The sequence below is a fragment of the Pseudomonas mediterranea CFBP 5447 genome, from assembly GCF_000774145.1.
GTDB lineage: Bacteria > Pseudomonadota > Gammaproteobacteria > Pseudomonadales > Pseudomonadaceae > Aquipseudomonas > Aquipseudomonas mediterranea.
Map to the genome: position 1 here is coordinate 1,387,991 of NZ_KN322987.1, position 14,652 is coordinate 1,402,642.

Here is a 14,652-nt window from a genome sequence, read left to right on the forward strand (position 1 = left end):
CGGGGGTCTCAAACCAGCTTTACACTCAGACCACCGCCGCTACCATGGGTTCGCCATGTCGACATTAGATGAAGAAGATCGCCGCGAATACTACCGTATCGAGGACACGATCGCACTGGAAATTCGGCCCCTCTCCATTCCTGAAGCTGCTGACCAGGAAGTGTTGCAGGATCCTTCTCCATTGTTCAATCTGCTCAGCGAGCTGCACCTGAGCGAGTTCGAGTCACAGCACCTGCTGCGCCAGATCAGCGAGCGCGAACGCAGCATCGCGGCCTATCTCAAGGTGATGAACAAACGTATCGACCTGCTCAGCCAGGTCATTGCCCTGACCGTGCTCGGCGAAATCGGCGAGCCGCAACCGGTGATCATTTCCGAAGGCGGCATCGACTTCCAGTACCCCACCCTCATTGCCATCGGCGCGCACCTGTCGATCAAGCTGGTGCTCATGCCCCAGGCTCTGGGGCTGTTGCTGCGGGCACGGGTCACCCATTGCGACCGCAAGGGCGACGGCTACGACGTGGGCACCGAGTTCGAACGCCCGACCGACGCCCAGCGCCAGTTGCTGGCCCGCTACATCCTGCAGAAACAGGCGCAAGAACGTCGCCTGGCGCGGGAACAGAACGAATCAGGTATCAATAAGGAAGAACCGTGACCCTCATTTATGGCCACCGCGGCGCCAAGGGCGAAGCACCGGAAAACACCCTGACCGGTTTTCAGGAATGTCTCAAGCACGGTGTGCGCCGTTGCGAACTGGACCTGCACCTGTCCATGGACGGCGAGTTGATGGTGATCCACGACCCGACCCTCAAGCGCACGACCGACCGCCGGGGCAAGGTGGTGGAGCACTCCGCCGCCGAACTGGTGACCTACGATGCGCGCAAGGGGGGCCCGGGCTGGATCACGCCATGCCCGATCCCACGCCTGGAAGAGCTGTTCGAAAAGTGTGATTTCGAGCATTGGCAACTGGAGGTCAAGAGCGCTTCACGCACCCGGGCGGCAGCCACGGTGCTGGGGATCCGCGAGATGGCCCAGCGCTTCGGCCTGCTGGACAAAGTCACCATCACCTCCAGTTCCCGGGAAGTCCTCAAGGCCGCGCTGGAATTGACTCCGGACATCTCCCGCGGACTGGTAGCCGAGTACGCCTGGCTCGACCCGCTGAAGGTCGCCCAGAGTTACGGTTGTGAGATTCTGGCGTTGAACTGGACCTTGTGCACGCCCGAGCGCCTGATCAAGGCGCAGCGCCAGGGGCTGCATGTGTCGGTGTGGACAGTCAACGAGCCCGCGCTGATGCGCAGGCTCGCCGACTTTGGCGCTGACAGCCTGATTACAGACTTTCCCGGTTTGGCCACCGCCACCCTCGAGAGTTGCTGAAATCGGTCTCCCCGGCCGGCTCAGGCCACCGGCCGGAGCCGCTCAAAAAAGCCGGTTGAGCCCGTCATAGGCCGCTACCCGATAGGCTTCGGCCATGGTCGGGTAGTTGAACGTGGTGTTGACGAAGTACTTCAGCGTGTTCAGCTCGCCAGGCTGGTTCATGATCGCCTGGCCGATGTGGACGATCTCCGAAGCCTGGTAGCCGAAGCAGTGCACGCCGAGCACTTCCAGCGTCTCGCGGTGGAACAGGATCTTCAACATGCCTTGCGGCTCGCCGGCGATCTGCGCCCGCGCCATGCTCTTGAAGAAGGCTTTGCCCACTTCATAAGGCACCTTGGCCTGGGTCAGTTCCTGCTCGTTCTTGCCGATCGAGCTGATTTCCGGAATGGTGTAGATACCGGTTGGCACGTCGTTGACGAAGCGCCAGCTGCCGTTGTCGACGATGCTGCCGGCGGCCGAACGACCCTGGTCGTGGGCGGCACTGGCCAGGCTCGGCCAGCCGATCACGTCACCGGCGCCGTAGATGTTCGGCACGCAGGTGCGGTAGTTCTCGTCGACCTCGATCTGGCCGCGGCTGTTGACCTTCACACCGATATTTTCCAGGCCCAGGGCATCGGTATTGCCGGTGCGACCGTTGCACCAGAGCAGGGCGTCGGCCTTGATCTTCTTGCCGGACTTGAGGTGCAGGATCACGCCGTTATCCACGCCTTCGACGCGGTCGTAATCCTCGTTGTGGCGCACGGTGATGTTGTTGTTGCTGAAGTGATAGCTCAGGGCCTGGGAGATTTCCGAGTCCAGGAAGCTCAGCAACTGGCCACGGTTGTCCACCAGTTCCACCAGCACACCCAGGCCGCTGAAGATCGAGGCGTATTCGCAACCGATCACCCCGGCGCCGTAGACGATGAGCTTGCGTGGGGTGTGTCCCAGGCTGAGGATGGTGTCGCTATCGTAGATACGCGCGTGGTTGAAATCGATGTCGGCGGGACGATAAGGGCGCGAACCGGTGGCGATGATGATGTGCTTGGCCACCAGCTTCTCGACCACGCCATTGCCACAGACCACTTCGACGGTTTGCTCGTCGGCAAAGCTGCCGGTGCCGAAGAATACGTCGACACGGTTGCGCGCGTAGTAGCCGGTGCGCGAGGCCACCTGCTTGGAGATCACCTTCTCGGCGCTCTTGAGCACGTCGGGGAAGGAAAACCAGCGCGGCTCGCCGATGGCCCGGAACATCGGGTTGGTGTTGAACTGCATGATCTGCCGGACCGAGTGACGCAAGGCCTTGGACGGGATGGTACCCAAGTGGGTGCAGTTGCCGCCGACCTGGCGACGACTGTCGACCATCGCCACCTTGCGTCCTGCCTTGGCGGCGTTCATTGCCGCGCCTTCTCCCGCCGGGCCGGAACCCAGTACCACCACGTCGTAGTTGTAGACAGCCATGCGTACTCCTCAGAACAGGCCGTGGCACCCGATACGGCACCGACGGCTAAATCACGCCGATTGCGGCATGAAGGAACAATTTTGGGCCGGTTCAGGCACCCGACCGTCGTCTATAGATACGTCAAGCCGCGCACATTACCCCTTGGTCGCCTCAGAGGCTAGGGGGCGTTCTCAATTAGTTTCCCCACCGCGTTGTGCCTTAAAGCGGGCCAGGCAAGGCGCAGGCCGCCGGGAATGGTATTCCCTTTCCAAGGCCTGCAACGCAGTCTGGCCCGCTTTAAGGCGCAACCCGGAGGGCCGGGTCTGCTGTTGTGCAGGACTGCGTTGCTCGAAGCTTATTTGGAACGACCAAACCGCGCTTCTCGCGCCTTGCCCTGCACAACAGCAGACCCGGCGCGGTGGGGAAACTAATTGAGAACGCCCCCTTTGCCTGCGCTATTTCGCCACACCTACCCTTTCACCAAGCTGTCATCCTCGCAGTTCATCAAGGCTTGCGTGGATCAATGTGGCGAGGGAGCTTGCTCCCGCTTGAGCGCGAAGCGCTCACAAAAGGGGGCTGCTGCGCAGCCCAGCGGGAGCAAGCTCCCTCGCCACAGGACATCTACACTCAGCATCTGCTGTGATCATTGGTTTTTCCCACTGCTGATCCGTTCAAACGTATCGTTGGTACGGCTGACAAAACGATCTTTGTCCCGCAGCACGAAAAATACCCCAATGTCATGTTTCTGGGCATAGTCCCAGCCCCGTTCGGGCCCAAGAATCAGCAACAGCGTCGACAGTCCATCGGCCATCAACGCTGAAGGATGAATGACTGTGACGGACGCCAGCTTGTGTCGGATCGGTGCACCGGTGCTTGCGTCAAGAGTGTGGGAGTAACGCGTGCCATCCTGCTCGAAATATCGGCGGTAGTCGCCGGAAGTTGAAACGCCGTAGCCATTGACCTCGATGACCCGCTCGGCCATCTGCTGGTCATCCCGGGGCGCCTCCAGGGCGACGCGCCACGCCGAACCGTCAGGTTTGCGCCCGAGCGCCTTGAGTTCACCGGTGGCTTCGGCCAGGTAACTGTCGATGCCCAGGGCCTGGAGCCTCGCGGCGATCCGGTCGACGGCATAACCGGCGGCAATGCTGTTGAAATCGACTTCCACCGGGGCATCCTTGCACAGCCGGTCGCCCTCGATACGCAAGTGAGCATGGCCGACGCGCTGGCGCACCTGGGCCAGGGCCTCGGCACTCGGCACCTTCTCTTCCCGGGACTGGGGACCGAAGCCCCACAGGTTCAACAGCGGTTCCACCGTCAGATCAAAAGCGCCATCGCTTTGCGAGGACAACTGCTCGCCCACGCCAATCAACTCCAGCACCGGGGCTGGCATGACCTGGCAGCTGTTGGCCGGCAGCGCATTGAAACGCTCGATGTCCGAGTCGCTGCGGTAGGTGGAAAACTGCCGATCCACATCGGCAAGGATCTGCTCCACCTCGGCCTGCACCGCTTTCGGGCCAGGCATGAGGGAATGCCTGACGTACTGGATGGAATAGTGACTGCCCATGGTCGGGCCGTCGAAACGCTCCAGGGTGTCGCCATTGCCACAGCCGGCCAGAATGCTCGCAAGGACCACAAGGGCCCCCCACCGTCCAGTTAACAAATCTTCATCTCCCCTCAAAACCGCGACGGCCATTATGGACACAGCCCACCCCCTGTCCCTCGCTCGGACGAGCGCTACCGCCACATAGAGCCAGCATCAATGTATCCGACACACCCCCATCGCGAGCAGGCTCGCTCCCACAGGTACTGCGTTTCCAACAAGATTTACCAAAGTGAGTACCTAAAAATGTCTTCCAACACGAGCAACGGCAAGGCGATCTTTCGCGTTGTCAGCGGCAACTTCCTGGAGATGTTCGACTTCATGGTCTATGGCTTCTACGCCACGGCCATCGCCAAGACGTTCTTCCCCACCGACAGTGCTTTCGCCTCGCTGATGCTGTCCCTGGCCACCTTCGGCGCCGGGTTCCTGATGCGCCCGCTGGGGGCGATCTTTCTCGGTGCCTACATCGACCGCCATGGTCGCCGCAAAGGCCTGATCATCACCCTGGCGATGATGGCCGCCGGCACCCTGCTGATCGCCTGTGTACCGGGCTACGCCACCCTGGGCGTGGTGGCGCCATTGCTGGTGCTGCTGGGCCGGTTGCTGCAAGGCTTCTCCGCAGGGGTCGAGCTCGGTGGCGTGTCGGTGTACCTGGCGGAAATCTCCACACCCGGGCGCAAGGGCTTCTTTGTCAGTTGGCAATCCGCCAGCCAACAGGCTGCCGTGGTGTTCGCCGGTCTGCTGGGGGTCGGCCTCAATCATTGGCTGAGCCCGCAGGAAATGGGCGAATGGGGCTGGCGCGTACCCTTCCTGATAGGTTGCATGATCGTCCCGGCGATTTTCGTGATTCGCCGCTCCTTGGAGGAAACGCCTGAATTCCAGGCGAGAAAGCACCGCCCCACCCTGTCGGAAATCATCCGCTCCATCGGTCAGAACTTTGGAATCGTCTTGGCGGGCATGGCGCTGGTGGTAATGACCACGGTGTCCTTCTACCTGATCACCGCCTATACACCGACCTTCGGCAAATCCGAGTTGAACCTGTCGGACCTGGACGCGTTGCTGGTCACCGTGTGCATCGGCCTGTCGAACTTCTTCTGGTTGCCGGTGATGGGGGCATTTTCCGACAAGGTCGGGCGCAAACCCCTGCTGCTCGCCGCGACCATCCTGGCCATCCTGACGGCCTATCCGGCGCTGTCCTGGCTGGTGGCGAGCCCCAGCTTCAGCCATCTGCTGATCGTCGAGCTGTGGCTGTCGTTCCTGTATGGATCCTACAACGGCGCGATGGTGGTGGCCTTGACGGAAATCATGCCGATTGAAGTCCGCACCACCGGGTTCTCCCTGGCCTACAGCCTGGCGACCGCAACCTTCGGCGGGTTCACACCGGCGGCCTGTACTTATCTGATCCATGTACTGGATAACAAGGCGGCGCCGGGGATATGGCTCAGTGGTGCGGCGGTGCTGGGGCTGATTGCTACCGTGGTGCTGTTCAAGGGCAATCGTCATCAATTGCGGACCGCGCAGGCTTCGGTAGTGGGTGGTGCCTGACAGACCGCTATCGCGAGCAGGCTCGCTCCCACATTTTGACCGCGTACGCTCTGTGGGAGCGAGCTTGCTCCGGGCGGCGATCCGACGATGAGGCCCATGAGGCCAAACCTCCAGACAAAAAAACGCCCCGACAAGTCGGGGCGTTTTTTTTACTAGCGGCTAGCGCTTAGCGTGGGAACGCTGGCGGGTTCACACCGGCCATGTCTTCCATCACGCGGACCACCTGGCAGCTGTAACCGAATTCGTTGTCGTACCAGACGTACAGAACAACGCGGTTGTCTTGGCTGATGGTCGCTTCAGCATCCACGACACCGGCGTGGCGCGAGCCCACGAAGTCGGTGGACACCACTTCCTGGGAATTGACGAAGTCGATCTGCTTATGCAGATCGGAGTGCAGCGCCATGTAGCGCAGGTACTCGTTCATCTCTTCACGGGTGGCGGCTTTCTCAAGGTTCAGGTTGAGAATGGCCATCGACACGTTAGGCGTCGGCACACGAATCGCATTGCCGGTCAGCTTGCCGGCCAGTTCAGGCAGGGCCTTGGCGGCGGCGGTGGCGGCACCGGTCTCGGTGATGACCATGTTCAGCGCGGCGCTGCGGCCACGACGATCGCCTTTGTGGAAGTTGTCGATCAGGTTCTGGTCGTTGGTGTACGAGTGAACTGTTTCGACGTGACCGTTGACGATACCGAACTTGTCGTTCACTGCCTTGAGCACCGGCACGATGGCGTTGGTGGTGCAAGAGGCGGCGGAGACAATCTTGTCGTCCGCGGTGATGTCGCCGTGGTTGATGCCGTGAACGATGTTCTTCAGCTTGCCCTTGCCAGGCGCGGTCAGGACAACGCGGTCGACACCCGGGCAGGCCAGGTGCTGGCCCAGGCCGTCGGCGTCACGCCATACACCGGTGTTGTCCACCAGCAGCGCGTCCTTGATCCCGTACTGGGTGTAGTCCACCTCGGTCGGGTTCTTCGCGTAGATCACCTGGATCAGGTTGCCGTTGGCGGTGATGGTGTTGTTTTCTTCGTCGATGGTAATGGTGCCGTTGAACGAACCATGGACCGAGTCACGGCGCAGCAGGCTGGCACGCTTGGTCAGGTCGTTCTCGGCGCCCTTGCGCACCACGATGGCCCGCAGGCGCAGGCCGTCGCCACCACCGGTTTTCTCGATCAGGATGCGCGCCAGCAGACGGCCGATACGACCGAAGCCGTACAGGACCACGTCAGTGCCTTTGCGAGCCGAAACGTTCTGCTGGCCAACCACATCAGCCATCTCTTCACGCACGAACTGCTCGGCGCTACGGCCGTTGCCTTCGTTGCGGAATTTGAACGCCAACTTGCCCAGGTCCACCGAAGCCGCGCCGAGCTTGAGCTCGCTCATGGCTTTGAGCAGAGGGAATGTTTCGTGGACGGAGAGTTCGCTGTCGTCGGAAGAACGGTGGCGAGCAAAGCGGTGAGCCTTGAGAATCGCGATGACAGACTGGTTGATCAGGCTGCGGCCATAGATCGAGCTCACCACGTTGTTATTGCGGTAGAGCTGACCGATGAGAGGGATCATCGCTTCGGCGAGTGCTTCACGATCAATCCATTCACCAAGACACTGGTCGGGCTTCTGAGTCACGGGAACCTTCCACATGTAGGGGCTGAAAAAAGGGGCTACATTATGCCGCCGAGTCCACGCCGGAGCAATGTGCGCCTGTCGCGCCGTGGTTTTCCCTCCTGTCCGGGTAGTCTGCGACTGACAGCCGCCCCTTTACCCCGCTACAATTGTCGACTTTGTCGCAACGCTTGGAGCTCAACCTTCCGTGCCCGTTCTGCGTCTTCCGCTTCTCCCTGCCACGGCAGGTAAACAGCACTGGGGCAACCTGCCCGGTGCCGCCCTGAGCCTGGCCATTGCCGAGGCCGCCAGCGCTGCCAAGCGCTTTACCCTGCTGCTGACCGCCGACAGCCAGAGCGCCGAGCGGCTGGAGCAGGAGCTGGGTTTCTTCGCCCCGGATCTGCCGGTCCTGCATTTTCCGGACTGGGAAACCCTGCCCTACGATCTGTTCTCGCCACACCAGGACATCATTTCCCAGCGAATCGCCAGCCTCTATCGGTTGCCGGAGCTCAGTCATGGCGTTTTGGTAGTGCCCATCACCACGGCCCTACATCGCCTGGCCCCGACCCGGTTCCTGCTCGGCAGCAGCCTGGTGCTGGATATCGGCCAGAAGCTGGATGTGGAGCAGATGCGCACCCGACTGGAGGCCAGCGGCTACCGTTGCGTCGACACCGTGTACGAACACGGCGAGTTCGCGGTACGTGGCGCCTTGATCGACCTGTTCCCGATGGGCAGCAAGCTGCCTTATCGCATCGACCTGTTCGATGACGAAATCGAGACCCTGCGCACTTTCGATCCGGAAAACCAGCGTTCCATCGACAAGGTCCAGTCGGTGCGCCTGCTGCCCGCCAAGGAATTCCCGCTGCAGAAAGACGCCGTGACCCGTTTCAAGGCACGGTTTCGCGAACGCTTCGACGTGGATTTCCGTCGCTGCCCGATCTTCCAGGACCTGAGCAGCGGGATCACCCCCGCCGGCATCGAGTATTACCTGCCGCTGTTCTTCGAAGAGACCTCCACCCTGTTCGATTACCTGCCCCAGGACACCCAGGTGTTCTCGTTGCCCGGCATCGAACAGGCCGCGGAAAACTTCTGGAACGACGTGCGCAATCGCTACGAAGAGCGTCGCGTCGACCCATCCCGTCCTTTATTGCCGCCCGCCGAGTTGTTCCTGCCGGTGGAAGACTGCTTTGCCCGTCTCAAGAACTGGCCACGCGTGGTGGCAAGCCAGCAGGACGTGGAGCCCGGCGCCGGCCGTGAACGCTTCCCCGCCAAGGCCCTGCCGGACCTGGCGATCGAAGCCAAGGCCACCCAGCCATTGGCGGCGCTGGCCGGTTTTCTCGATGAGTTTCCCGGTCGCGTGCTGTTTACCGCTGAATCCGCCGGGCGGCGCGAAGTACTGCTGGAATTGCTCGAGCGCCTGAAACTGCGGCCGAAAACGGTCGACAGCTGGCCGGATTTCGTCGCGAGCAAGGATCGCCTGGCAATCACCATCGCACCACTGGACGAAGGCCTGGTGCTCGACGATCCGGCGCTGGCGCTGGTGGCCGAAAGCCCGTTGTTCGGCCAGCGCGTCATGCAACGCCGGCGCCGCGAGAAACGCGCCGATGCCGCCAACGACGCCGTCATCAAGAACCTCACCGAACTGCGCGAAGGCGCGCCGGTGGTGCACATCGACCACGGCGTGGGCCGCTACCTGGGCCTGGCGACTTTGGAAATCGACAACCAGGCGGCCGAATTCCTCACCCTGGAATACGCCGAAGGCGCCAAGCTCTACGTGCCGGTGGCGAACCTGCACCTGATCGCACGCTACACCGGCAGTGACGACGCCCTGGCCCCGCTGCATCGCCTGGGCTCGGAAACCTGGCAAAAGGCCAAGCGCAAGGCCGCCGAGCAAGTGCGCGACGTGGCCGCCGAACTGCTGGACATCTACGCCCGCCGCGCCGCGCGCGAGGGTTATGCCTTCGCCGACCCTAAAGCCGACTACGAAACCTTCAGCGCCGGTTTCCCGTTCGAGGAAACCGTCGACCAGCAGACCACCATCGAAGCCGTGCGCGCCGACATGCTCGCGCCCAAGCCGATGGACCGGCTGGGGTGCGGCGGTGTCTGTGCGGCGATGTCGGCTTCGGCAAGACCGAGGTGGCGATGCGCGCCGCGTTCATTGCCGTACACAGCGGCAAGCAGGTCGCCATCCTGGTGCCGACCACCCTGCTCGCCCAACAGCACTACAACAGCTTCCGCGACCGCTTCGCCGATTGGCCGGTGACCGTGGAGGTGATGAGCCGCTTCAAATCCGCCAAAGACGTGAACGCCGCCGTGGCCGACCTGGCCGAGGGCAAGATCGACATCGTCATCGGCACGCACAAGCTGCTGCAGGACGATGTGAAGATCAAGAACCTCGGGCTGGTGATCATCGACGAAGAACACCGCTTCGGTGTGCGCCAGAAAGAACAGCTCAAGGCCCTGCGCAGCGAGGTCGACATCCTCACCCTGACCGCCACGCCGATTCCGCGCACGCTGAACATGGCGGTGTCGGGCATGCGCGACCTGTCGATCATCGCCACGCCGCCGGCCCGTCGCCTGTCGGTGCGCACCTTCGTCATGGAGCAGAACAAGAGCACGGTCAAGGAAGCCCTGCTGCGCGAGCTGCTGCGTGGCGGCCAGGTCTATTACCTGCACAACGACGTCAAGACCATCGAGAAGTGCGCCGCCGACCTGGCCGAGCTGGTGCCAGAAGCACGGATCGGCATCGGCCACGGGCAGATGCGCGAACGCGAACTCGAACAGGTGATGAGCGACTTCTACCACAAGCGCTTCAACGTGCTGATCGCCTCGACCATCATCGAGACCGGTATCGACGTGCCAAGCGCCAACACCATCATCATCGAGCGGGCCGACAAGTTCGGCCTGGCCCAGTTGCACCAACTGCGCGGCCGCGTCGGGCGTAGTCACCACCAGGCCTACGCCTACCTGTTGACCCCGCCACGCCAGCAGATCACGCCGGATGCGGAAAAGCGCCTGGAGGCCATCGCCAATACCCAGGATCTCGGCGCCGGCTTCGTGCTTGCCACCAACGACCTGGAAATCCGTGGCGCCGGCGAACTGCTGGGTGACGGCCAGAGCGGGCAGATCCAGGCCGTCGGCTTCACCCTGTACATGGAAATGCTGGAACGGGCGGTCAAGTCGATCCGCAAGGGCGAACAGCCGAACCTCGACCAACCCCTGGGCGGCGGGCCGGAAATCAACCTGCGGGTGCCGGCGCTGATCCCGGAGGATTACCTGCCGGATGTCCATGCACGACTGATCCTCTACAAGCGCATTGCCTCGGCCAGCAACGAGGAGGATCTCAAGGACCTGCAAGTGGAAATGATCGACCGCTTTGGCCTGTTGCCGGAACCGACCAAGAACCTGGTGCGAACGACGCTGCTCAAACTCCAGGCCGAACAACTGGGCATCAAGAAAGTCGACGGTGGCCCCAATGGCGGCCGGATCGAATTCGCAGCCCAGACCCCGGTCGATCCGTTGGTGCTGATCAAGCTGATCCAGGGCCAGCCCAAGCGCTACAAGTTCGAAGGCGCCACGATGTTCAAGTTCATGGTGCCCATGGAGCGCCCGGAAGAACGTTTCAATACCGTAGAAGCGCTGTTCGAGCGCCTCACCCAGACCACTGCTTGAAGGACGCCCCATGCGCCTGTTTCGTTCACTGACCTTGCTGCTGACCCTGGTCGCTCCCCTGGCGTCTGCCGACGACCTGTATCAGGTTGAAATGATTCTGCTGCGCCAGAACGCCGAACCGGTGATTATCAGCCGTGCCGCTCCGGAAGACTGGGACGCCGACGCGCAACGCCTGCCCGCCGACAGCCAGCGCACCCCGGCGCTGGGAAACATCGTGGAGAAACTCAACGCCAGCGGCCAATACACCGTATTGATGCACAAGGCCTGGCAGCAGAACCTCGGCGAACAAGGCAGCAAGATCGCCATCAGCGACGGCGCCGAACAGTTCGGCCAATTTCCCATCGAAGGCACCCTGGGGCTGAAATTGGGACGCTTCACCGACGTGGATGCCGATTTCTGGATCAACCGGATCGATGCCAATGGCCTGGTCACCGCGAGTGAACGCCTGAAGCAGAACAGCCACACCAAGAACGGCCAACTCAACTACCTCGACAACGGCCAGCTGGCCCTGCTGATCAAGATCACCTCGTTGACCGCGCCCGCTCCACGGCAGGCACCTGACGTCATTCCGGACTGATCGGCGCGCCTATGCCCTCGCCCCTGAGCAAACCGCTGGCACCTTCCTGGGTCAATCGATTCAAGGAACAGAGCCTGGAGCGCGGGCGCCGCTACGCACTGGAGAACCGCGTCAGGATCGTCGAGGCCGGAGAAAGCACCATCACCGCCAGTTGCGAAGGCTCTGGCGGCAGTGTTTATCGCCAGACCATTCGCCTTAAAGAGTCAGCCAAGGGCACGCTGATCCTGCTCGAAGCCGCGTGCTCCTGTCCGGTGCGTATCAACTGCAAGCACTGCGCGGCGGTGTTGCTGCAAGTCCAGGAAACCCTGGCTTATCCGGCCGCCGAAAAAGACGCCCAGTTGCTGGAGAAACTCCAGGCGGTGCTGGACAATCGCAGTCCCAAGGCCCCGCCCCAAGTGCTGGTGGACAATGTCCAACCGCTGCCGCGCCTGTGGCTGGCGAGCATCGAGTTCAGCGCCTTCGAGCCGCGTAACGGCAAGATGCAACGCTACATCCAGCACCGCGCCGCGCTGTCGTTCAGCTACCTGGACGAATACGTCAGCGGCCAACGCAACACTGATGTGCTGATTCGCCAGGAAACCCAAACGCTGCGGATAAAACGCCATACCGATGTGGAGCAGTCCTACCGCGAGCAGCTACGAATCCTCGGTTTCAAGATCGCGACCCGACAAAGCAAGGCCCTGCCGGAAAGTGCCGGCGAACTGTACGAGATGGTCAACGACAGCGCCTGGCTGACGTTCACCCTCAATGACCTGCCGAAACTCCGCAGCCAGGGCTGGGAGCTGCAGATCGACGAGGACTTCGGCTTCGACCTGACCGCCGTGGACGACTGGTACGCCACTGTCGAGGAAACGCCGGAGCGGGACTGGTTCGACCTGGAGCTGGGGATCATCGTCAACGGCGAGCGACTGAGCCTGTTGCCGATCCTGTTGAACCTGATGCGCTCGCACATCGAACTGTTCAACCCGGAGCGACTGGCCAGGCGCCGCGACGAAGAACTCATCCTGGTCAACTTGCCGAACCGTCCGAATTCGGAGTTCGGCCCGCAACAAGTGGCCCTGCCCTACGGCCGACTGAAACCGGTGCTGGCCACCCTGGGCGAGTTTTACCTGAACGAACCCGGCACCACCAAGCTGCGCCTGAACAGCGCGGACGCCTTGCGCCTCAATCCGCTGCAAGACATGCCCCTGCGCTGGGAAGGTGGCGAACACATTCGCGGCCTGGCCCAACGCCTGCGGGACATCAAGGACTACACCGCCACCGTGCCGGAGGGCCTGAACGCGACGCTGCGACCTTATCAACTCGAAGGCTTGAGCTGGATGCAGTCGCTGCGGCAACTGGAAGTCGGCGGCATCCTCGCGGACGACATGGGCCTGGGCAAGACCCTGCAGACCCTGGCGCACATTCTCAGCGAAAAAAACGCCGGCCGCCTCGACCGTCCTTGCATGGTGGTGATGCCCACCAGCTTGATTCCCAACTGGCTCGACGAGGCGGCTCACTTCACGCCGCAATTGAAGGTGCTGGCCCTGTACGGCGCCGGGCGCAAGAAGCACTTCGAACGGCTGGCCGACTACGACCTGGTGCTGACCACCTATGCACTGCTGCCCAAGGATGTCGAACGCCTGAAAGCGCAGCCACTGCATGTGCTGATCCTCGATGAAGCCCAATACATCAAGAACCCCACCAGCAAGGCCGCCCAGGCCGCCCGTGAACTCGATGCCCGGCAGCGGCTGTGCCTGTCCGGCACGCCCCTGGAAAATCACCTGGGCGAGCTGTGGTCCCTGTTTCACTTCCTGCTGCCCGGGTGGCTCGGGGACGTGAAGAGTTTCAATCGCGATTACCGCGTGCCCATCGAAAAGCGCGGCAGCGACGTCAGGCTGCAACACCTCAATGGCCGGGTAAAACCCTTCCTGTTGCGCAGGACCAAGGAACAGGTGGCGACGGAATTGCCACCCAAGACCGAGATCGTCCATTGGGTCGAACTCAGCGATGCCCAGCGGGATGTCTACGAAACCATGCGCCTGGCCATGGACAAGAAGGTGCGCGACGAAATCACCCGCAAGGGCGTCGCCCGCAGCCAGATCATCATTCTCGAAGCGCTGCTCAAGCTGCGCCAGGTGTGTTGCGACCTGCGGCTGATCAGCGATGCCCCGCCCGCTCGAGGCAGCACCTCGGGCAAGCTCGACAGCCTGATGGACATGTTGGAGGAGCTGTTCGAAGAAGGTCGGCGGGTGCTGCTGTTTTCCCAGTTCACGTCCATGTTGGCACTCATTGAAGATGAGCTGAAAAAACGCGGCGTGGACTACGCCATCCTGACCGGCCAGACCCGGGATCGACGGACGCCCGTCAAGGATTTCCAGAGCGGCAAGCGTCAGATCTTTCTGATCAGCTTGAAGGCCGGTGGTGTAGGCCTGAACCTGACCGAAGCCGACACGGTGATCCACTACGACCCGTGGTGGAACCCGGCAACGGAGAACCAGGCGACCGACCGGGCTTATCGCATCGGCCAGGAGAAGCCGGTGTTCGTCTACAAGCTGATCGCCCGGGGCACCGTGGAAGAAAAAATCCAGCTGCTGCAGAAGGAAAAATCCGACCTCGCCGCCGGCGTGCTCGACGGCCGCGTGGCCGGCGACTGGAAGCTGCAGAGCGACGACATCGAGGCGTTGTTCGCGCCGTTGCCGGATAAGCTGGAGAAGCGCTGAGACCCGTTGGTGGCGGCCCGATACCTGTGGGAGCCGCGCTTGCTCGCGATAGCGGTGTGCCAGGCAACTGCAATGTATGGTCTGGCGCCATCGCGAGCAGGCTCGCTCCCACAGGTTTCGCGTCATGCAGCCATAGCGAGTACATCGCAGTTTCAGTGTGGGAGCGAGCCTGCTCGC

The 14,652-nt window shown here is 62.1% G+C and carries 8 protein-coding genes and 1 pseudogene; 6 read left to right on the plus strand and 3 right to left on the minus strand.

The annotated features are described in order from the left end of the window. The first annotated feature begins 55 nt into the window (after positions 1–55). Both N005_RS26040 and N005_RS26045 read left to right on the plus strand, forming a co-directional pair. Complete coding sequence (locus N005_RS26040) at positions 56–652, plus strand: PilZ domain-containing protein (RefSeq protein WP_047703808.1); 597 nt, start codon at positions 56–58, stop codon at positions 650–652. Then, positions 649–1,371 carry a glycerophosphodiester phosphodiesterase gene (locus tag N005_RS26045; protein WP_041020653.1) on the plus strand — a complete coding sequence of 241 codons (723 nt, stop codon included), beginning with the start codon at positions 649–651 and terminating at the stop codon, positions 1,369–1,371. The genes N005_RS26040 and N005_RS26045 overlap by 4 nt, the downstream gene beginning before the upstream one ends. A 42-nt stretch (positions 1,372–1,413) precedes the next feature. Here N005_RS26045 and sthA read toward each other — a convergent pair whose 3' ends face one another. Both sthA and N005_RS26055 read right to left on the minus strand, forming a co-directional pair. Continuing rightward, on the minus strand, positions 1,414–2,808 hold the full coding sequence (sthA, locus tag N005_RS26050; RefSeq protein ID WP_041020652.1) for a Si-specific NAD(P)(+) transhydrogenase: 1,395 nt from the start codon (positions 2,806–2,808) through the stop codon (positions 1,414–1,416). A gap of 623 nt (positions 2,809–3,431) precedes the next feature. Further along, positions 3,432–4,421 carry an FAD:protein FMN transferase gene (locus N005_RS26055; RefSeq protein WP_047703809.1) on the minus strand — a complete coding sequence of 330 codons (990 nt, stop codon included), beginning with the start codon at positions 4,419–4,421 and terminating at the stop codon, positions 3,432–3,434. A 213-nt stretch (positions 4,422–4,634) separates the two neighbouring features. On the opposite strand from N005_RS26055, the gene tcuC reads away from it, so the two are divergent. Then, positions 4,635–5,933, plus strand: coding sequence for an MFS transporter (gene tcuC, locus N005_RS26060; RefSeq protein ID WP_047703810.1), 1,299 nt, complete (start codon positions 4,635–4,637; stop codon positions 5,931–5,933). A gap of 166 nt (positions 5,934–6,099) precedes the next feature. Here tcuC and N005_RS26065 read toward each other — a convergent pair whose 3' ends face one another. Continuing rightward, positions 6,100–7,563, minus strand: a complete 1,464-nt coding sequence (locus N005_RS26065) for a glyceraldehyde-3-phosphate dehydrogenase (RefSeq protein ID WP_041020650.1) — start codon at positions 7,561–7,563, stop codon at positions 6,100–6,102. Between the two features lie 169 nt (positions 7,564–7,732). Here N005_RS26065 and mfd point away from each other — a divergent pair. The 3 genes and pseudogenes from mfd to N005_RS26080 all read left to right on the plus strand — a co-directional run bounded on the left by mfd (position 7,733) and on the right by N005_RS26080 (position 14,475). Next, positions 7,733–11,196 (plus strand): annotated as a pseudogene (gene mfd, locus N005_RS26070) (transcription-repair coupling factor). Between the two features lie 10 nt (positions 11,197–11,206). Next, the gene (locus N005_RS26075; RefSeq protein ID WP_047703811.1) at positions 11,207–11,773 is read left to right on the plus strand and encodes a CsiV family protein; all 567 of its coding nucleotides are present in this window, start codon (positions 11,207–11,209) and stop codon (positions 11,771–11,773) included. 11 nt (positions 11,774–11,784) lie between these two features. Then, entirely contained in the window at positions 11,785–14,475 is a 2,691-nt protein-coding gene (locus tag N005_RS26080) for a DEAD/DEAH box helicase (protein WP_047703812.1), read from the plus strand. Positions 14,476–14,652: the final 177 nt, after the last annotated feature.